General features: G+C 30.1%; 14 protein-coding genes. 6 read left to right on the top strand and 8 right to left on the bottom strand.

Features of this window, described 5'->3' with window-relative positions:
- The first annotated feature begins 3 nt into the window (after positions 1-3).
- The gene (locus BQ2505_RS02060; RefSeq protein WP_074016145.1) at positions 4-366 is read left to right on the top strand and encodes a hypothetical protein; all 363 of its coding nucleotides are present in this window, start codon (positions 4-6) and stop codon (positions 364-366) included.
- 553 nt (positions 367-919) lie between these two features.
- Here BQ2505_RS02060 and rplS read toward each other — a convergent pair.
- The 6 genes from rplS to accD all read right to left on the bottom strand — a co-directional run bounded on the left by rplS (position 920) and on the right by accD (position 5,139).
- Positions 920-1,270 (bottom strand): 50S ribosomal protein L19, encoded by a 351-nt coding sequence (rplS, locus tag BQ2505_RS02055; protein WP_074016144.1) that lies wholly within the window; start codon positions 1,268-1,270, stop codon positions 920-922.
- Between the two features lie 100 nt (positions 1,271-1,370).
- A complete protein-coding gene (gene recR, locus BQ2505_RS02050; protein WP_074016143.1) occupies positions 1,371-1,964 on the bottom strand; it encodes a recombination mediator RecR in 594 nt (197 codons plus the stop codon).
- An 8-nt stretch (positions 1,965-1,972) separates the two neighbouring features.
- On the bottom strand, positions 1,973-2,269 hold the full coding sequence (locus tag BQ2505_RS02045; RefSeq protein ID WP_074016142.1) for a DUF496 family protein: 297 nt from the start codon (positions 2,267-2,269) through the stop codon (positions 1,973-1,975).
- Positions 2,270-2,283: 14 nt separating this feature from the next.
- The gene (gene pfkA, locus BQ2505_RS02040) at positions 2,284-3,252 is read right to left on the bottom strand and encodes a 6-phosphofructokinase (protein WP_074016141.1); all 969 of its coding nucleotides are present in this window, start codon (positions 3,250-3,252) and stop codon (positions 2,284-2,286) included.
- Between the two features lie 21 nt (positions 3,253-3,273).
- On the bottom strand, positions 3,274-4,215 hold the full coding sequence (locus BQ2505_RS02035) for an acetyl-CoA carboxylase carboxyltransferase subunit alpha (RefSeq protein WP_074016140.1): 942 nt from the start codon (positions 4,213-4,215) through the stop codon (positions 3,274-3,276).
- 9 nt (positions 4,216-4,224) lie between these two features.
- Positions 4,225-5,139, bottom strand: a complete 915-nt coding sequence (gene accD / locus BQ2505_RS02030) for an acetyl-CoA carboxylase, carboxyltransferase subunit beta (protein ID WP_074016139.1) — start codon at positions 5,137-5,139, stop codon at positions 4,225-4,227.
- Positions 5,140-5,526: 387 nt separating this feature from the next.
- On the opposite strand from accD, the gene BQ2505_RS02025 reads away from it, so the two are divergent.
- From BQ2505_RS02025 to BQ2505_RS02005, 5 genes are all read left to right on the top strand, one after another.
- The gene (locus tag BQ2505_RS02025; RefSeq protein WP_074016138.1) at positions 5,527-6,048 is read left to right on the top strand and encodes a hypothetical protein; all 522 of its coding nucleotides are present in this window, start codon (positions 5,527-5,529) and stop codon (positions 6,046-6,048) included.
- Between the two features lie 76 nt (positions 6,049-6,124).
- A complete protein-coding gene (gene alr, locus BQ2505_RS02020; RefSeq protein WP_074016137.1) occupies positions 6,125-7,189 on the top strand; it encodes an alanine racemase in 1,065 nt (354 codons plus the stop codon).
- 508 nt (positions 7,190-7,697) lie between these two features.
- On the top strand, positions 7,698-8,876 hold the full coding sequence (locus BQ2505_RS02015) for a M20 family metallopeptidase (RefSeq protein ID WP_074016136.1): 1,179 nt from the start codon (positions 7,698-7,700) through the stop codon (positions 8,874-8,876).
- A 31-nt stretch (positions 8,877-8,907) separates the two neighbouring features.
- Positions 8,908-9,657 carry a basic amino acid ABC transporter substrate-binding protein gene (locus BQ2505_RS02010; protein WP_074016135.1) on the top strand — a complete coding sequence of 250 codons (750 nt, stop codon included), beginning with the start codon at positions 8,908-8,910 and terminating at the stop codon, positions 9,655-9,657.
- Positions 9,658-9,902: 245 nt separating this feature from the next.
- Positions 9,903-11,189 (top strand): ISL3 family transposase, encoded by a 1,287-nt coding sequence (locus BQ2505_RS02005; RefSeq protein ID WP_083232312.1) that lies wholly within the window; start codon positions 9,903-9,905, stop codon positions 11,187-11,189.
- 173 nt (positions 11,190-11,362) lie between these two features.
- On the opposite strand, the gene BQ2505_RS02000 is transcribed toward BQ2505_RS02005, so the two are convergent.
- Positions 11,363-12,049: a hypothetical protein gene (locus BQ2505_RS02000; protein WP_074016133.1), complete on the bottom strand. Its 687-nt coding sequence runs from the start codon at positions 12,047-12,049 to the stop codon at positions 11,363-11,365.
- A 157-nt stretch (positions 12,050-12,206) separates the two neighbouring features.
- Positions 12,207-22,091, bottom strand: coding sequence for a YadA-like family protein (locus BQ2505_RS01995; RefSeq protein WP_074016132.1), 9,885 nt, complete (start codon positions 22,089-22,091; stop codon positions 12,207-12,209).
- Positions 22,092-22,374 lie beyond the last annotated feature (283 nt).

Here is a 22,374-nt window from a genome sequence, read left to right as displayed (position 1 = left end):
TTTATGATATTATTTACAGCTGAATACTTAAAAAATAAAGGTGAGGCAATCACTTATGAATTTGAAGATGTTGAAAAATATCTTCAAATTTGTGAAAAATATCAAATCATAGAAACATCAATTAGCTTAACTGAAAGTTTAAACATACTGAATGAGCTAACAGCTGACCTAGCAATGTTTCATTACAAAGAACTGTACATTTTCTTTGTAATAAAAGAAATAGAAGGAATAGAAACTTTATATATATATGATTATGCTGATCCAGAGTATGTAATTCAAGATTCTAAAGAAAACTTTGCTAAAGTAAAAAGCGAGGATCTTGTAAAATTACTACTATTCCAATTAGGAGAAAAAAATGAGCTTTAAACATTAGATAGAAATTTAATGTTAGGATATTATTGCAAGGAATAAGCACAGAGGCAGGATCTCAATCCTGCTTTTTTATAATTAGAAATTAAAAAAAGATATAAAAATATCTTGCCCTTTTCTAAATATATGAAGTATAATAAACATATAATAGTTAAACTTAACCAACTATGAGTGAAAGAAGGATAAATATTAAAAATTATAATGAACAAAAGATAACGATAGCTACAAAAAAAGATTAAAAAAATAAAAATTATCAAAAAGTGTATAATATAATGCAGTTCAAATCCCTCTCTCACCGCCATAAATTTATTAACAATTAAGTTAGGGTATCTTATGATAGCCTTTTTTTTACTTTTATTAGAATTATTTAATTTTATACTTTCTTATATAATAAATAAAATCTCCTGACAGCCGTATGACTCTTCCGAGCTCACCGAAATGCTCTCGAGAGTAATACGGACGTCGGAGACTAATTTTCTCTATTTATTTTTTATACTTTCATATACAACAAATTAAAAACTGGACTTTAAAAAGTCCAGTTTTCTTTTTCTTATTTTACTATTTCTTTGATTCTAGCTTTTTTAGCTGATAATCCTCTTAAGTAGTAAAGTTTAGATCTTCTTACTCTACCAACTTTTAGAACTTCGATTCTGTCAATATTTGGAGAATTAACAGGGATTATTCTTTCTACTCCAATTCCTGCTGTAACTTTTCTTACAGTGAAAGTTTTTGCAACTCCTCCACCATTTACTCTGATTACAACTCCTTCAAATAATTGAACTCTTTCTTTGTTTCCTTCTCTAACTTTGTAGTAAACTCCGATAGTGTCTCCAGCTTTGAATTGTGGAATATCAGTTCTTAAGTATTGTTTTTCCACTAATTCGATTAATTTTTCTTTCATTCTTTCCTCCTATAAGCATTCATTTAATTTTTTATTAAAGCGGAATACCAAAATTTATGACAATATATTATACCTTATTATAAAAGAATTGTCAATCCTTTTAAATTTCAACTCTATCATCTAAAGCACGGGAAATAGTTGCAGTATCTGAAAATTCTAAGTTTCCTCCCATAGGAATTCCACTAGCTAACTTAGTAATTTTTATACCAAAATTTTTCATTAATTTTGCCAGATACATTGCAGTTGTTTCACCTTCAAGATTTGGGTTCATAGCTAAAATAACTTCATCTATATCATCTTTTGCTATTCTTTCAAATAAAGATTTTATATTTAATTCATTTGGAGTTACCCCATTTAAAGGATCTAGTCTACCGTTTAAAACATGATAAACCCCTCTGAAATTTGTGGTTTTTTCTAAAATCATAATATCTTTACTTTCTTCAACAACACAAATTATTCTATGATTTCTAGCATTATCATCACAGATATCACAAATATCTTTTTCACAATAATTTCCACAAACACTACATTTTTTTACATATTCCTTTACATCTAATAAAGCCTCTGCAAATTTTTTCACATCTTCTTCAGGCTGATTTAAGATATAAAAGGCATACCTTGTTGCTGATTTCTGACCTACACCTGGTAATTTATTAAACTCTAATATTAATTTTTCTAAAGACTTAGTTGGCATAATAACTCCTATTCAATAGTCTTTTTAAATTCTTTTATAGATTTGCTGATTTCTCTTCTTTCTTTACCTAATTCAGCATTCTTTATTATGTAATCGTCAACTCTATCTTCGTAATCTGATTGCATATTTTCTATTATATCTAAAATTTCTTCATACTTCATATTTGGTTTTAGATAATCTTTCAAGTTTAATAATAGTTCAACTCTTTTTCTATTATCTCTTATTTTTCTATCATTATCTTCTATTTCTCTTTTTATTTGGTTTTTTCTTCTTTCTTTTCTAACAAGCTCTAAAATATTATCCATTTTTTCTTCCTTTCTTATCTTGATAGAACAACAGCAAGATCATAATCTTTTCTGATACTTTTTATTCTTTCACTTGAGCAAGCTTCATCTAATGAGTGAGTTACCATTTCATTTTTTTCTAAACCAATCATTACTCCACCTTCTTCGTTATCTAGTACTTGTATTGCCTTATCTGCCATTCTACTTGCAAGTACTCTATCAAAACCAGATGGAGTTCCTCCTCTTTGAACATGTCCTAAAACAACACTTCTAATTTCACTGCTAATATGTTGTTTCAATTCTTTTTCTATTTGCATTACATCTCCGACACCTTCTGCTACAAGAACTATATCATGCAATTTTCCTCTTTTTCTTCTTTCTTTTAGTTGAAGAGCAAGCATTTCGATAGGATTATCCATTTCAGGTATCATAATCCCATCTCCTCCACCAGCTATACAAGCATGAAGAGCTAAATCTCCAGCATGTCTTCCCATAACTTGAACTAATATTGTTCTTTCATGAGATGTTGCAGTATCTCTTATTTTTGACATTGCATCTAGAATAGTATTAAGACAAGTATCAAAACCTAAAGTAAAATCTGTTCCACAGATATCATTATCAATAGTTCCTGGGATTCCTACAACTTTTATTCCATGTTCTTTGTATAATAAATTAGCTCCACGGTAAGAACCATCTCCACCAATTACAACTAAATACTCAATTCCTTTTTTCTTTAAGTTATTTGCTGCAATTTCTCTAAATTTTGCCTGTTTAAACTCTTCACAACGGGCAGTCAATAAAACAGTTCCACCCTTATCGATTATTCCTGATATAAATCTTTCACTCATAGGAAAAATTTCATCATTTAACATACCTAAGTATCCTCTTTTAATCCCATAAACTTCAAATCCATAAGATTTTGCAATTTTTGCAGCAGCTCTTATAGCAGCATTCATTCCTGGAGCATCTCCACCACTTGTTAGAATAGCTAATTTTCTTTCCATTTTCTTATTCTCCACCTTTTTTTATTTATAAAATACTCCCATTCCCCTAAATTTAGAGTATCTTTTTTCTAATAGTTCTTCTGTTGACATGCTTTTTAACTCTTCCAATGTTTCAAGTACAACTCTTTTTAAATTTAAAGCTGTACATTCAGGATCTCTGTGAGCCCCACCTAAAGACTCATCTATTATTCCATCTATTAATCCTAATTTCAATAAACTATGTGATGATAATTTTAAATTATTTGCTGCTTCTTCTACTTTACTTGGATCTTTATACAATATTGCAGCACAGCCTTCTGGAGATATAACAGAATATACAGAGTTTTCTAACATAAATACTTTATCTGCAACTCCAAGTCCTAAAGCTCCTCCAGATCCACCTTCTCCTATAACCACTGAAATTATAGGTGTTTTTATCCCACTCATTTCCATTAAGTTTCTTGCAATAGCTTCTCCTTGACCATGTTTTTCAGCTTCTAGTCCTGGATATGCACCAGGTGTATCAATAAAAGTTAAAATTGGTATATTAAATCTTTCTGCCATTTCATAAAGTCTTAGAGCTTTTCTGTAGCCTTCTGGATTTGCCATTCCAAAATTTCTATAAACTTTTTCTTCAACTGTTCTACCTTTTTGATGCCCTATTATCATAAATTTTATTCCATCTATTTTACATAAGCCACCAACTATTGCCGGATCATCTCTAAATAATCTATCCCCATGTAATTCAACAAAATCAGTAGTTATATATTTAATATAATCTAAAGTATATGGTCTTGCTTGATGTCTTGATACTGAAACCCTTTGATAATCTGTTAAATCATCATATAGCATTTTTAAACTAATATCTCTTTGATCTTTTAATTTATTTATTTCATCACTTAAATCTATTTCTTTTTCTTCTGCAAATTTTTTTAATTCTTCTATTTTACGCTCTATATCTTCTATTTGAAATTCAAATTGCATGGTACCCTCCTATATAATATTACTAAGCACTCTGTGAATAATAGTTTTTAACTCTTCTCTTTTTGCTATAATATCCACCATTCCACATTCTTGTAAAAATTCACTTTTTTGAAAATTTTCAGGTAGTTTTTGTCTTATTGTTTGCTCAATAACTCTAGGTCCTGCAAATCCTATTCTTGCATTAGGCTCACTTATAATGATGTCTCCAAGCATAGCAAAAGAAGCAGTTACTCCTCCAGTTGTTGGATTAACAGGGACAGATATAAAAGGTAATCCCTTTAATCTCATTTTCTTTACAGCTGCTGATGTCTTAGCCATTTGCATTAAAGAAAATAATCCTTCCTGCATTCTAGCTCCCCCTGAAATAGCCACAACAATAGCTGGAATATTATGCTCTATTGCTCTTTCTAAAGCAGAAGTAATTTTTTCACCAACAACAGATCCCATACTTCCACCCATGAAATTAAAATCCATGCAAGCTATACTAACTTTTATTCCATTTATTTCTCCTAATCCACTTACAACTCCTTCTTTCATTCCAGAATCATGTTGAGCTTTTTCAAATTTTTCAACATATTCAGGAAATCCAATAGGATTTGCTGAAGTCATTGTTGCATCTTCCTCTTTGAAAGTTCCTTTATCAATTAAAAGATCTATTCTTTCTCTTGCACTCATATTAAAATAGTTATTACAATTAGGGCACATTTTCATATTATGTTGTATTTCAGCTTTGTGAGATAAAACACCACACTTAGGACATTTTGTAATTTCTTCTTCTTTCAAATTATCAATATTTTTAACTTTATATTTAGCTCTTTCTTTTTCTTCTGTACTTTTATTTTCACTTAAAGTAACATATTTTTTCTTTGGTTGATTTATATTTATAAAACCTAAATTTTCTGCTAAATTTTTTAAAATTGACATTTCATCACCTCTTTTATATTTTTAACATCATTTAATTTTAGTATATTTTAAAAGTTTTTTCAATATATATTTTATATTAATATATATTTTATGTTTTTTTTATAAATCTATGTTTTTTATAAAGTTCTTTGATCGAGTATATATATTTTATAAACTCAATAAACACAGTCTCTTCAAACTAATATGATAATTAAGAAAAAAATTTACTTTGTAATTTTATATTTTTCTATAAATCATTAAATAAATCATTAAATAAATTATTAAAAAATTATTTTTTTTTAACTTAATAAATAAATTCAATAGAATTCTAATTTCTTTCCTTTTATTTTTTTTATTAGTATGTTATAATAAAATTAAAATAAAATGAAATAATGGAGGAATTTTGTAATGAAATCAAAAATATTGCTACTAGCAGTTTCTTTATTTAGCCTAGTTGCTTGTAGTTCATTAAATGATATAACGTCTAATTTTTCTTCTGGAGAAGTTCCTGCTGCGATAAAAAATGCGGTTTCTTCAAGAGTTAATCCTGAAAAAGAATTGTATGTACTAGCTTCTTCGAATTTAGCAAGAAGTGGTTCTATCATTGCTCAATCTCGTGCTAATAAAGAAGCTGAAGTTGTTTTAAAATCTAAAGTAAAAAAAGAAGTGGATAGTCTATTCAGTGGATATATAAAAAATATGGATGGTTTTTCAAAAAGTGTTGTTTCACCTGTAACATCTGATTTATCTTCTTATGCTACTGACTTAATTATGAAAAAAGTTACTCAAAAAGGTGCTTGGGAAGATTCTTCTAAAATTTACTCTTTACTTTCTGTTCCTAAGAATGAAATAGCTACAATTTCTGATAAAGTTTTCAAAAATTTTATCGAAGGAGCTGTAAAGAAGTTAGATAATTCTATAAAAAAATAATAAAAACTTAATAATATTTTAGATATTATGGGCTGTGGCATTTGCAACAGCCTATTATTTATTAGGAGGCACAATAATGAGAGCTTGGGTTGAGATTTACAAAGAAAATTTAATATATAATATTTTAAAATTAAAAGAGATTGCAAAAAATAGAGAAGTTTTAGGTGTTGTAAAAGCTAATGCTTATGGTTTAGGTTCTGTTGAAATTGCAAAAATATTACAAAGTATCAATATCAACTTTTTTGGTGTTGCCAATGTTGAAGAAGCTATCGAGCTACAAGAGGCAGGTATAAACGGAAATTTCTTAATTTTAGGTAGATCATTTAACGAAGAACTTGTTGAAGCTACAAAAAGAAATATACATGTTGCTATAAGTAGCTTGGATCAACTTATTTTTCTAAAAGAAAACAATTTAAATCCTCAAATTCATATAAAAGTGGATACTGGAATGACAAGACTAGGTTTTGATGTCGACAAAGTTGAAGAAGCTATTAACTTCTGTCGAGAAAATAATTTAAACTTAGTAGGCATCTTCTCTCATCTTTCTGATACAGATGGTTTAACAGAAGAGACTAAAAAATTTACATTAGAACAAATAGAAAAATTTAAACAAATTATAAATAATTTAGATTTAAAATATATCCATATTTCAAATAGTGCTGGAATTACTAATTTTTCAGACGAAATTGTTGGAAATCTTGTTAGACTAGGTATAGGTATGTATTCTTTTACTGGAAATAAAAAAACACCTTATTTAAAAAATGTTTATACATTAAAATCCAGAATTTTATTTTTAAAAGAAATTCACCACGAAAGTTTTGTGTCATACGGAAGACACTATAAACTTCCAGCAAATGAAACTTATGCTGTTATTCCCATTGGTTATGCCGATGGGTTAAAGAAATATCTAACTAAGGGAGGATATGTTCTTTGGAAAGGAATAAAATGTGAAATTATAGGTAACATTTGTATGGATATGACAATGATAAAAATTCCAAAAGAAATTATAAATAGTATAAAAATTGGTGATGAAGTAACTGTTATGGATGCTGATATTATCAACGATTTAAATATTGATGAATTTTGTGCTTGGGAATTTATGAGTGGTTTGGGTAAAAGAGTTAAAAGAATTTTTATTTAAAAAAAATTTGACAATATTTTTTTTATGTGATATATTACAAAAAATAAATTTTAAGGAGGTTCAAAGATGTTCTTTAAGTCAAGGATAAGGAAACAATATATTTTTACACAATTAAATAACTTATCAAAATATTGCTTAAGGGATATTTTTGTTTCTTAATTTTGAGGCAAGTCTATATTTTTATATAGGATGGTTTTAGTTAATTTTTAGAAAATTTATTCTAAAACTTTATGTTATTAATATATATTAATATATATTAATAATATTTATGTAAATTTTTTCTAGAAATAATATAATAAATAAAATCTCTTGACGGCCGTATGAGTTCTACGAGCTCAATGAACACAGGCTCTTCAAACTAATATGGACGTCAGAGACTAATTTTCTCAATTTATTTTTTATACTTTCCTATACAATAAAAACATAAGCAATATAACAAAGTTATATTGCTTTTTTATTTCTATAGGAAAATATAAAATTAAACAATAAAAATATATAGGAGGTCTAAATGAACAACATAAAAGAACAAGCATCAAACATTTTTGAAAATTACAAAAAAGATTTTATAAAATTAAATGAATATCTTTATAACAACCCAGAGTTAGGTTTGCAAGAATACAAAGCCTGTGAAGCTCACACACAAATATTAAAATCTCATGGTTTTAATATTGAAAAAGGTTTTGCTAATTTAAAAACTGCTTTTAAAGCAAGTTTTAAAAAAGGAAAAGGACCTAAAATTGCAATACTTGCAGAATATGATGCACTTCCAGTTATAGGTCATGGTTGTGGACATAACATTTTTGGAGTTACAAGTATTGCAACAGGAATTATCATTAAAAATATAATGGAAAATTTAGATTTAAATGGAGAAATTTTAGTTATAGGAACTCCTGCTGAAGAAACTAATGGTGCAAAAGTCAATATGGCTAAACTAGGTGTTTTTAATGAAATTGATGTTGCTATGGCAGTTCATCCTTGTGGAACAACACATTTTAGAAGTGGTTCTTCTTATGCTATGGAAGCTATTCAATTTACATTTAAGGGGAAAACGGCTCATGCTGCTGCTTCTCCACACGAAGGAATAAATGCTTTAGACAGTGTTATAATTTTATTCAACTCTATTAATGCTCTAAGACAACAGACTTTAGAAACTTCTAGAATACATGGAATTATTTCTAAAGGAGGTGAAGCTGCAAATATTATTCCTGACTTAGCTGTTGCAAACTTTTATGTCAGAGCTAAAACTTTAAAAGATTTAAAAGAATTGGTTGAAAAAGTTAAAAATTGTGCAAAAGGAGCTGCTCTAGCCACAGGTGCAACCTTAGAAATAACAAACTATGAAACAAGTTTTGCCGATCTTGTTACAAATAAGAAACTCTCTGATTTATATGAAAAAAATTTAAAATTATTAGGAGTTACCGATATTAGAGAACGAGAAAGTTTTGGCTCAACTGATATGGGAGATGTAAGTCATTGTTGTCCAACAATACATCCTAATTTTCCACTTACAAGTGAACACCTAACAGGTCATACAATAGAATTTGCTTGTGCTACTATAAAACCTGAAGCATACAAAGGAATGAAAGAAGCTTGTCTTGGAATGACTCTAACAGCTCTAGAATTATTTTCTAATAAGCTATTATTAAAAGAAATAAAAGAAGAATTTAATGAAACATTTAAAAAATAAAATTTTATAAAAATATATTGGAGGAATTATTATGAAAAAAATTATTACTTTACTTATGCTTATCCTATCAACTTTATCATTTTCAGCAAAGAAATTATATGTTGGAACTAATGCCGAATTTAAACCTTATGAATATCTTGAAAATAATAAATTAAAAGGTTTTGATATTGAATTGATGGAAGAATTAGGAAAAAATATGGGCTATGAAATCAAATGGGTTAATATGAGTTTTGATGGCCTACTTCCAGCACTTCAAATGAAAAAAATTGATGCTGTAATAGCAGGTATGTCTGCAACAGAAGAAAGAAAAAAAGCTGTTTCTTTCTCAATACCTTATATTTTCTTCTCAAATGGTGGACATGATGTTATAGTTAATTCTAATAGCAAATTTAAAAAGAAAGAAGATTTAAAAGGCAAAACAATAGGTGTTCAACTTGGAACTATCCAAGAACAATTTGCAAAAAATAATGGATCTATACCTAAGCTATATAATAGTTTTACCGAAGCTATGTTAGACTTAAAAAATAATAAAATAGATGCTGTTATTATTGCTGATGTTTCTGGACAAGAATATCTAAAAACTATGAAAGGTATTAAAAAAATAGATAATATAGCTGACAACTCTCCAAAAGCAGCAATTGCTTTTAGAAAATCTGATGAAAAATTAGCAAAAGAATTCTCAACAGCAATTTTAAAAATGAAAGATAGTAAAAAATATGCAGAACTTATAAAAAAATATTTCCCAGAACACTATAATGATTTCATAGCTAATAACAAATAGCATCTCTTGACAGCCTTGTTATGAGAGTTCTACGAGCTAGTGAACACAGGCTCTTCAAACTAATACGTATGTCAGAGACTAATTCTCACTATTTAATCTTATACTTTTACTATAGAAAAATAGGTTGTATACTAAATGGTGTTGATAGAAAAAATTTCTATTAATGCCATTTTTTAATAAAAAAAAAATTGAGACAATGAAATTTTCCTGTTAAAATTAAATCGCTCAAAATAACCATAAAGGAAGTGATTTCATTGTCTCCATCTGATTTTATCAAAAATATCTTAAATATTCAAGATAATAATATTTCTTTTCCAGAAGAAAACTATTTTCAAATTATTAAAAAAAACGATTTCTTTATTAAAGTTTTTAAAGGATTTCTTAATTCTAATCACTGTGCTTGTCCACATTGTAACTCTAAAAATATTGTTAAAAATGGTTCAAGAATTCGTAAAGTTAGGTATATTCCTTACCAGAATTACAATATTGAACTTGAGCTTACTATACAAAGGTATATTTGTAAGGATTGTAAAAAAACTTTTTCACCTTCCACTAATGTTGTTAGTAATAATTCTAGTATATCTAATAATCTTAAATATACTATCGCGCTTGAACTTCAAAAAAATATTTCTCTTACATCTATTGCTAAGAGATATAATATTTCCGTCTCTTCTGTGCAAAGAATTATGGATACCTGCTATTCTAATTTTAAAGTTAATAGAGAACATTTACCAGAAACTATTTGTATTGATGAATTTAAATCTGTTAAAAATATTGATGGCGCTATGTCTTTTGTTTTTGCTGACTTTCAAAGTAAGAGCATTATCGATATAGTGGAAGATAGAAGACTTCCTTCTCTTACAGAATATTTTTCTAGATTTTCTTTAAAATCTAAAAATAATGTGAAATATATTTGTATGGATATGTATGCTCCATATATTAGCTTAGTTAAATCTATCTTTCCTAATGGAGAAATAGTTTTAGATAAATTTCATATTGTTAACCTTATTAACAGAGCATTTAATCAAACTAGAATATATATTATGAACTCTATTCAAGATCCTTCTTTAAAAAGAAAATTAAAGAGATTTTGGAAGTTATTATTAAAATATTACCCTGACCTTTGCGAAATAAAATACTACTGTCAAAGTTTTAAGTACAAATTAAGTAGTAAAGATAAAGTAGATTATATTCTTGATAAAATACCTGAATTAGAAATTAATTTTAATATATATCAAGATATTATCCAAGCAATTAAACATAATAATTTTAAAAAATTTGAAGGAATAGTAGAAAAATATCTTGGAAGTAAAGAAAAAATTTCTGAGAAAATGAGAGTTGCTTTAAAAACTCTTAAAAAATATATGGAATATATTAAAAATATGTTTGAAACTAATATTACTAATGGAGTAATAGAAGGTTTAAATAATAAAATTAAATCAATAAAAAGAACTGCATTTGGATATTCAAAATTTAGCAATTTTAAAAAGCGTATATTAATTCAAGAAGGAATTGTTTCAATTAATGCCTAATTTTTTTATGCAATAATGAATTTTAGTAACAATAAAAAAAGAGAATTTTCAAGTTTTTATTCTCAAAAATTCTCTTAATTATGCTAAGTCATAGTCTAAACTTTTTCATCAACACTATTTGACAAATAGCCGAAAAATAAAAAATCAGGAATAAAATTCCTGATTTTTTTGTTTTAGTATCTTTCTCCAGTTTTGTGATTAATATATAATGTATCTACAACTGGTTTATGTTCTTTACCAATTTTTGCTTCTGGTAAATCATCAACTTTTAATCTTCTGTTTAATATATTTTTATGGTAGTCTTTATCTTTAACATCAGCTGTTACTTTTCTTTCTTTGCTATAAACATCTTCTGCATATCTTTCATCTTTAGCATTCTCATTACTTTCATAGTTATTATCTAAGAAAACAGATAAAGTTTCTTTTTGTCCATTAGTTTGTATAACCAATTTTAATTCAACTGGATATTTTAAAGGTTTTATTCTAACTCCACCTTTTGCATATAAAACTGGGTCTAAATAATAAAAATCTTCTAATCTATGAATTACGAAAGTTCTTCTTTCTAATTCAGGTAAAGTTGTATCTTCTGCATTCAATGCTGGATATACTATAGCATCGTGTCTCATAATTTTAGATCCACCCAATGTTGATTCTTTCCATACAATAGTAATATCTTTATTAGTTAAATTTTGGAAATCAATGAAAACTCCACTTAAATCTGAACGACTTAATTCCATTTTTAACCCTTTGTATTCTTTTACTAAAACTTTTTTTGCTCCTAGATCAACATTAGAAGCAAAACATCCCATAAAAAATACTCCTAAAACTAAAGATAAAACAACTCTTAATAGTTTTTTCATAATCTCTCCTTTTTTATTATATTTAATTAAACTATATCATATTTTATATCATACTGTTAATTAATTTTTATATTTATAATTTCTTAAAAACAATCAAAATACTATGGCAGCCGTACAAGTTTTAGAAACTAATACGGACTGCCAAAATTTTAAAAAATTATTTCCAGTTAAATCTATAAGATGCTCCAACTGAATACATACTTTCAGTTCTAGCTCCTGGAGTTAATGAAGCTTTTGCATTTACTCTTGTATTTTCTGTAGGTGCTGCTTCTATACCAACTGCTACTGCATGTGTTCCTCTATATCCTCCAACTGCTGCTGCAACTGTTGCTTGGTTAATTCCAATTTCCATAAACTCAATTCCTGACATAGCTGCTGCTCCTGCAAGACCTTTGTTTACTCTATCTCCCAATTTATCAACCTTATTATTTACATGATTAATTTCTTGTACAACTTGATATAATTGAGATCCATTTACAGCTTGTGTAGATGTTGGACTAATTTCTGCTGGTGCTACATTTCCTAATTGTGTAGGTGTTGTAGTTTGTTTATCTGTTGCTACATTTGGATTTACTAAATTAGTTGATAATGGATTTTCTTTTGTATTAATTGGTTCAATAACATTTCCATCTCTATCTACTAATTTTCCATCTTTATTTGTACCTACAGCAGGTAATCCTTTTTCACTGATTGCTTCACCTTTTTCATTTACTGGATAATATTTATCTCCTATTTTAGATACTGGTTTTCCAGTTTTATCTGTGTATGACATAGGTAATCCTGATACATTATATGTTACTTTACTTGTTGTTCCATCATCAGATGTAGTTACTACTGCTGTTGTATTAGTTCCATCTACAAAGTTTACTGTATCGTATGGTTTTACAAAATCTTTTTCTGCTCCATTATTTTGTAAGTTCCATCCTGCATTTAATACATCAGATAAAGTTGCTGCATTATTTCCTGCAAAATTTGGATTTGGTTTTCCATCTTTTGTAGGGTTCAATAAATCTGCTGCATCTGCTGCTGTAATAGGAGCTGCTGTATTATTTTTATTTGCAATTGGATTTCCATTTACATCATATGCTTTTTTATCTCCGTCTTTTACTTGTGGTAAATTAGATTTAACATTTGTGATATTATTTCCACCGTTGTTTAATCCTTTATCTGTTAGAGATACTGCTTTATCTGGATCTGGTGTTCCATCAGCTTTATTTGGAGTAATAGTCATTCCATTTGGAGCTACTTTTACTCTATCGTTACCATTTTTATCTTTAACAGTTAATGCCCCATCTTTACCTGGTGTTCCATCTGCATTTTTACCTCCAGCTGTAACACTATCGATATTGATATCTCTGTTAATATCTGTTTTGATATATGTTGTTGCTTTCTTAGTTCCATCATCATTTTGACTGTCAATAGTTACCATAGAAACTGTTGTATTATCTCCATCAACAAATTTAACATCATCATTAGGGTTTACTTTATCATGAAGTTTAGCTTCTGTTTCAAATGCTTTAGTAACATCTTTAGCATCAGCTTTTCCAACATTCCATCCAGATTCTTGAATAGCAGTTGCTACACTGTTTCCTGTTACTACTCTACTTCCGTCATCAGCTGTTACTTTATTATCATTATCTCCTGTTCCAACTGGTACTTCTTTCTTTAAGTCAGCTTTTCCATCTTTATCTTTTTCATAATATTTAACAGTTCCATCTGGTTGAGTAACTTTTATTGCATTTACTTTTTCACCATTTGGCTTAGTTATAGTAACTTCATTTGTAACTTTTCCTGTATCTAATCCTATAGTTATTTGACGAGTTCCATCTGCTGTTGTTTCACCTTTTATTTTAATACCAGTTCCTTGTTTAAAATCAACTTTATTTGTATTTCTTACTTGGTCATTATATCCAGTATCAGATGTTGAAACAACCCAACCCATATTTTGTAAATCTCCTACTGTTGCTGCATTTGTAGGGTTAGATTTAGAGAAGTCCACTAATCCTGCCTTACCTGGATTTGCTGGTGTAACTGGTGTTGCTCCTGCTTCTGGTTCACCATTTTTACCAACTTTATCTGCTGGATACCATTTTCCATCATTTCCTAATTTTAAATCGTTTCCGTCTGCATCTTTTGCTGGTTCAAATGTTTTTGCTCCATTTGCTACATTTGTTAATGTACTTGGCGTTCCAACTTTACCATCTTTTGCATCATTTGGATTTACTAGACTAGATACTATTTTATCATTATCTTTTGCTTCAGGTTGTTTATCTAAAGGCTTTCCATCTGCATTTTTATATGTCTTAGTTGCTGGATCATACACTTTTCCGTCTAAATCTTTAGGATCGTAATATTTCCCATCTTCACCTTTTTTAACAATGTTTCCATCTGCATCTGTATATTTTACAGGTAAGTCTACCACATCAACTTTTACTGTTGTTACTGTTTTAACTTTTCCAGAGGCATCTAGCACTTCTTTTGTTGCAAGTTTTACATTAGTATTATCTCCATCTGCAAATCTTAATTCATCATTAGGATTTACTTTTTCATCTTCATTTTTGAAATCAGCTGCTGATAATGCTTTATTATTTTTTCCTACAACAAATCCTGATTTTTCAATAGCATCTGCTACTTGGTTTCCTGTTACAAACTTAGATCCATTATTTGGAGTTACAGTTATTCCATCTATAGGGTTTACTCCTTCTTTTGGTTGTCCGTTTGTCACATCTCCATTATTATAAACTTTTCCATCTTTTGCTATAGTTCCTACTGGATCTTTTCCTTGTTTAGGTTTTCCATCTGTTCCTATATCTTCAGGATTATAAACTTTATCTCCAACTTTAACAAGTTTAGTTCCATCAGCTTTTGTTATTTCTGTTGGAGTTACTTCTCCAGCTTCTATTTCAAATGTTAATGTTCTTACACCTTTATCATCAGTTTTTCCACTTACTTGTATTCCATTTTTACCAACAAATTTAACTTCATTAGCATTTCTTACTTGGTCATTGTAAGCTTTTTCTAAATCTCCTGTTGTTTTATCTGAACTTACAACCCATCCCATATTTTGTAAATCTCCTACTGTTGCTGCATTTGTAGGGTTAGATTTAGAGAAGTCCACTAATCCTGCTTTACCTGGATTTACTGGTGTAACTGGTGTTGCCCCTTTTTCTGGTTCACCATTTTTACCAACTTTATCTGCTGGATACCATTTTCCATCATTTCCTAATTTTAAATCTTTTTTGTCTGCATCTTTTGCTGGTTCAAATGTTTTTGCTCCATTTTCCACATTTCCTAATTGTGTAGGATCTCCTGCTTTATTTTTTTCCGCATTTGGATTTACTAAATTAGTTTTTATATCATTTTTTGCAACTTCTGTTGGTTGTTTATCTAATGCTGTTCCATCTGCATTTTTAAATGTTTTAGTTATTGGATCATATACTTTTCCTTCTAAATCGCTTTCTTTATAGTATTTTCCATCTGCTGCTTTTACTACTTTATCTCCAGCCTCATTTGTATATGCTATCGGTAAGTCTTTTACATCTATTTGTACATTACTTACTTTTCCGTCTGCATCTGTTGTTACTATCGCTTTTGTATTTAATCCATCTACAAAGTTTACTGTATCATAAGGTTTTACAAAATCTTTTGCTGTTCCATTATTTTGTAGGTTCCATCCTGCATTTAATACATCTCCTACTGTTGCTGCATTGTTGTAGATTGTATCAACATTAGTTGGTGCTGATTTTTCAGTTGTTGGTGTTGTTGCAGTTGTTGTTCCAAGTTTTCCATTTGCATCTTGAACTTTATCACCTTTATTAACTGTTTGATCTAAGTTTCCTTTTAGATTTTTAACCTCTTGAGGTTTATCTCCCTTAGCATTAACAACTAAATTATCCTTATTTGGATCAGCATTATTTGTTGGATCTAATAGAGGTGTTGCATTTGCCTTAGGTGTTCCATCATCATTTAAGTCTGCTGGTTTATAATATTTTCCATCTGTCGCTTTTTCTACTGGAGTTGTTATACCTGTTGTTGGATCTTTTATTCCATATTCAAATGGTGTGTTATCTTTTAAAGATTTTGTATCAACAGTAATTGTTCTTACACCATCTGTTCCAGTTTTTCCTGAAACTGTTGCTCCGTTTATTCCAACAAATTTAACTTCATTAGCATTTCTTACTTGGTCATTGTAAGCTGTTCCTAAATCTCCTGTTGTTTTATCTGAACTTACAACCCATCCCATGTTTCTTAAATCGCCAACTGTTGCTGCATTATTATCAGATACTTTATCATTAGTTAAGTTTACTAATCCTGCTGCTTTATCTGTTGTACTAGGTGTAGTTCCTCCATTCGCATCTTTTATTGTATCTAATCCACTCTTAACATTTCCTAATTGTGTTGGATCTCCTGCTTTATTTTCTGCTGCATTTGGATTTACTAAATTAGTTTTTACACTATCTTTTGCAACTTCTGTTGGTTGTGTTGCTGCTGTACCATCTGCATTTTTAAATGTGTTAGTTGTTGGATCATATACTTTTCCTGCTAAATCGCTTTCTTTATAGTATTTTCCATCTGCTGCTTTTACTACCTTATCTCCATCTTTATTTGTATATGCTATCGGTAAGTCTTTTACATCTATTTGCACATTGCTTACTTTTCCATCTGCATCTGTTGTTACTATCGCTTTTGTATTTAATCCATCCACAAAGTTTACTGTATCGTACGGTTTTACAAAATCTTTTGCTGTTCCATTATTTTGTAAGTTCCATCCTGCATTTAATACATCTCCTACTGTCGCTGCATTGTTTCCTGCATTTTTTACAATATCTGCTGCTTCTGCTGCTGTAATAGGCGCTTTTGTTGTATTTTTATCATCAGCTGGTTTTGTTGTTCCTGTCTTTGGATCAAATACTGTTTTATCTTTATCATTTACTTGTGGTAAATTTCCTTTTACATTTGATAATGTAGTTGGATTCTTAGTTCCATCTGGTCCATTTACTGATGTTTTTACTTCTTCTTTTGGTACTTCTGCTCCTGTTCCATCTGGATTTTCAAAGAACTTAGTTGTTCCATCTTTTTGTTTTATTGGATATACTTTCGTACCATCTGCTTTAGTGTATACAACTGGTGTAACTGAATTATTTGTTGATACTTGGTCATTTACTTCTACTGTTATTGTTCTTACACCTTTATCATCAGTTTTTCCACTTACAGTAGCTGTTCCTTTTCCAACAAATCTTACTTCATTTGCATTTTTTACTTGCTCTGAATATTCTCCTGTTCCATCTGTTGTCTTATCTGAGCTTACTACCCATCCCATTTTTCTTAAATCGCCAACTGTTGCTACATTATTATCAGGCACTTTATCATTAGTTAAGTTTACTAATCCTGCTGCTTTATCTGTTGTGCTAGGTGTAGTTCCTCCATTTGCATCTTTTATTGTATCTAATCCACTCTTAACATTTCCTAATGTACTTGGATCTGTTGTCGCTTTCTTATCTTCTGCTGCATTTGGATTTACTAAATTAGTTTTTATATTATTTTTTGTAACTTCTGTTGGTTGTGCTGCTGCTGTTCCATCTGCATTTTTAAATGTTTTAGTTTTTGGATCAAATACTTTTCCTTCTAAATCACTTTCTTTATAGTATTTTCCATCTGCTGCTTTTACTACTTTATCTCCAGCCTCATTTGTATATGCTATTGGTAAGTCTTTTACATCTATTTGTACATTACTTACTTTTCCCTCTGCATCTGTTGTTACTATTGCTTTTGTATTTAATCCATCTACAAAGTTTACTGTATCATAAGGTTTTACAAAATCTTTTGCTGTTCCATTATTTTGTAGGTTCCATCCTGCATTTAATACATCTCCTACTGTTGCTGCATTATTTACAATATTTGGTAAATCTGTTGTTGATGGTCCTGTAGATGATGTTTTTGGTGAAGTTGTATCTTTTTTAGCTCCATCTAAGTTTCCTGCTACATTTGATATCGCATTTCCACCAGCATTTATCCCATCTTTTGTTACAGATACAGGCTCTTTAGTAGTGTCTTTAGGTGTTATTGTTAATCCAGTTCCATCAAGTTTAGATGTGTTTCCATCTTTATCTGTTACAGTTGTTCCTGTTGGAGTAGTTACTACTGAATTTCCTTTATTATCTTTAACTTCTACTTTACTTAAGTTAGTTAATTCTGGATTTAATGAATATGTAAATTCTTTTCCAGATTGTTTAATTTTTAAATTATCTCCTGCTTTAAATGTTACAGTATCTCCTGCTTTAATTTCTTCAACTGACTCTGTATGTCCTGTTGCTGCTGCTCCACTACCTTCTTTACCTGAAGTTGCTTTCCATGCTGCACTATTTATAGCATTTACTACTGTATCAACTGTTGTAAATTTATCTCCATCTCCTGTTTTCGATTTAACTTTTCCTTTATTATCTCCATCAAGTTCTATTGTTCCTTTTTCTACATCTGGTACAGTTACATCTACTGTTACAGTATGTTTCCCATTTCCATCAGTTGTTGCACTTACTACTGCATTATTTTTCCCTATAAATTCTACTTCATTTGCATTTTTTACTTGTGCCGAAAATGGTTCAGTTAAATTTCCAGTAGTTTTATCACTTGAAACTACCCATCCTAGATTTTTTATATCTCCCACTGTTACTGCATTATTATCAGATACATTTGGAGTATTTAAGTTTACTAATCCTGCTGCTGCTTTATTATCTGCTGCTTTTATTGGTTCTAAACCACTTTTTACATTTGATATAGTATTTCCACCAGCATTTATTCCATCTTTTGTTACAGATACAGGTTTTTTAGTAGTATCTTTAGGTGTTATTGTTAATCCAGTTCCATCAAGTTTAGATGTATTTCCTTCAGCATCTTTAAATTCAGCACTTGTTAAGCCAGTTAATACTGGATTTAAGGAATAGATAAAGTTTTTACCAGCTTGTGTAATTGCTAAATTATTCCCTGCTTTAAATGTTACTTTTTCTCCTGCTTTTATAAGTTCTTCTGCATTCCCTGTTACTGTACCAGTACCATCTTTATCTGCTGTAGCTTTCCAACCCATTCCTTGTAATGTTGTTATTAAATCATCAGCTGTTACTAATTTACCACTAGTTGTATTAGCTTGTGGCACTCCATTTGTATCTGCTGTAAGTTTAGCTGTTTTTGGTGTCAATGTAATTGTATCTCCAGCCGCTACCACATCTAATAGTTTTCCATCACTAGATTTTACAGTAAATTTAATTCCACCTGTTTTATCTAACTCTTGTTTTTCTGTTTCAGTCGCTGTAGCCCCTTCATTTTGACCCGCTAATTTAATTGTATTTTTAGCCACTTTATGAAATTGACTACCGTTAATAGCATCTTTAGAATTTGCTGAAATATCTCCATCTTTTACATTTGTAATTTTTACAGGAGAATTATCATTATCTCCTTTAGACAATTTTAGACCATCTGTTGTTGGTGCTAATTTAACTTTATTTGGTGTTGCACTACTTCCGTCATTTAAAGTTATATCTTTAAATTCAGGAGTGTCTACTGTTTTAAAAGTAAATTTATTTGCAGTACTATGTTCTATTTCTATATTCTTCCCAGCATCAAATATTACTTTTGTACCCGCTTTTATATTATCATCTGTTCCTTTTTTTGTACCATCTTTTTCTGCTGAAGCTATCCAATAAGAATCCTTAATAGCGTTTGTAACTGTATCTACAGTTGCTATTTTATTTTTATCTGCATCTGCTACTGTTGGTACTCCATTATTATTTGTAATATTCCCTGTATTTACTTTTAATTTTCCATCTGCATCTTTAGTAATAGTAGTTCCATCTGTATTGACAGAAATACCGTTTGCATCAGATGTAATAGATCCATCTTTAGCTTTTACATCAAATTTAACATTAGCTCCTTTTGGTGTTGTTATAGTAGTTCCATTTTTTATTTCTTCTTGTTTCTCAACCGTAACAGTTGTTCCATTACCATCAATAAAGTTAACTTGGTCTTCAGTACCAATACCAGCAACTTTAGCTTTATTCTTGTCACCAATATTCCATCCTGAAGCTACTTTTTGAGCAATAGAGTTCAACTGAGAACCATTGATTGCGTCAGTAGAATCTTGTGCCACACGACCTGCTGCAACATTTTTTAATTGACGTTCAGCCCCAGAACTACCAAACGAAACCACGTCCCCTTCAGAAGTATTAATACCCCCTGCCCAGTTAAATGTGTAAGCTTTTTCTTTTGAATTATCATCAACAATATTACCATCTTTATCATAACTTACACTTAATTGACGTGTACCTACTAATTCAGTTGTAGAACCTGTTCCAATTGCAACAGCATTTTGTCTAGTTGCATGAGCTCCAGCACCTAGAGCTACAGAACCTATCGCATCAGCACGAGAACTCGCCCCAATTGCTGTTCCTAAGTTTCCTTTTGATAAAGCGTGTACACCTAAAGAGGTAGAAGCATGTCCATTTTTATTTGCATTATCTCCAAAATTAATTTCAGAAATTTCCATATTACGTCCAGTCAACTCTTTATATGCGTCAGCTACTGTCCCATTAGTATTTTTTGTTTCAGCAAAACTATATTCACGTTTAACAGACTTCCCATTTATTGTTTCAGTTATTGTTTTCATAGTTGTTTGACCAGTTGCTTTTTCAAAAGTTGTATTTTGTTGTGAAGCAGATTTAATATTTGCTCCACCGATCATTACAGATGAGTCCCCTTGAGCATTAGTTGCACGTCCCATTGCAATAGCACCATCTTTACCAGAGGCTTTTGCTTGATAACCTATTGCTACGTCTCCAAATTCTGCAAGTGAAGCAGTTCCTGCAGCTACAGCATAAGCTCCATTAGCAACAGAACCCATCCCTATTGCAACTGCTGCTTCTGCATTTGCTTGAATTTGCGAACCGGCACCAATTGCTGTTGCACCAAAGGCTCCTTTACGAACTAAGGCATTCGTACCAAGTGCTGTTCCCAATGGTGTTCCTGAATGAGCTTGAGCCCCTAGTACTACTGATCCATCTTGTGCATAAGTTGCTTTATATACAGTATCTAAGTTAGTGCCAACAAGTCTTTTATATGCACCACTAATCGTGTCATCAGATATTTTTGCATCTTGATTATGATCTGTTGTTTCAGTAACTTTAAAATTTTCTTTCGTTGATTTGTAATATTTTTTATTTGCAAATTGAGTAATATCATTTCCACCTAAAGCAATAGCACCCATACCTGCAATAGTTTGAGCTCCTATTGCAACAGATTGGTCTCCTATAGCACGTGCATTACGTCCTAATGACGTTGCTTCATTAATATCTACATTTGTATATCCGTTAGTATCTCCAGCTATTGTTTGATAATCCTCAACATTTTTAACACCAAAAGCCTTTTTTAGTACTTCTTCATTGTTGTCAACATCTGTCGCATTTCCAGCAGGCATGTTATTAGCATCTAATTTTCTAAATCCTGCTCCAGCACCGGCTCCTACAGCAACAGAAGAATTTATAGAAACATTACCTCTATTTACACCTGTATAAGCCCCTGTACCAATAGCTACACCACCTGCATCTCCACCATTACGATTTAAAACACCTTTGTTACTACCCGACATAGCACCAGCACCAATGGCAATACTATACCCAGCACCTTGATTTCGAGTTTCAGCTTCTCCACCAAAAACAATATCAGAATTTTTTCTTGCTTTCGATTCTCTACCTACAGCTAATGCTCCATCTTTCCCTGTCGCTTCTGATTTAGCCCCTATCGCAATACTTTGTCCTTCTTTTGCTTTTGCTGATGAACCTATTGCTATCGACTCCATTCCTTGAGCATTAGCACTTGGTCCATACGATACTGATGTTGGATCACCTGTTCCAGTAGCATTTCCAGCATTTGCCCCATAAGCAACAGTTGCTCCTATGCTTCCTGTAATTAAAAAAGCTACAACAGTTCCCGTTGTTATAGTTATTTTTTTCTTTAACCACGATTTAAGTAGTTTTTCATCTCTTTCTTTATTCATAATCTCCCCTTTAAATTAAAAACTATTTAACCTTAAACTTCTATTTCAAATTACTTTTTTTCAAAATCCTTATCTGATTTTTATAGTATACTTTACTTGTATAAATTAGATATAATACATGGATAGGTATAATTTTAACATATTTTTTGTAAAATGTCAAGTTTTTTTATTACAATTGAATACAAGTTCAACTTATTACCCCCCCCCCCTTACATTTTTATTTTTTCTTGATTTTAAAATTTTTTTGGTTGTATACTAAATGGTGTTGATAGAAAAAATTTCT

Origin of the sequence: Fusobacterium massiliense, from assembly GCF_900095705.1 — a bacterium.
Classification (GTDB): Bacteria; Fusobacteriota; Fusobacteriia; order Fusobacteriales; family Fusobacteriaceae; genus Fusobacterium; species Fusobacterium massiliense.
The sequence above is the reverse complement of the archived record's forward strand: the minus strand, read 5'-3'. Positions and strand labels throughout refer to the sequence as shown.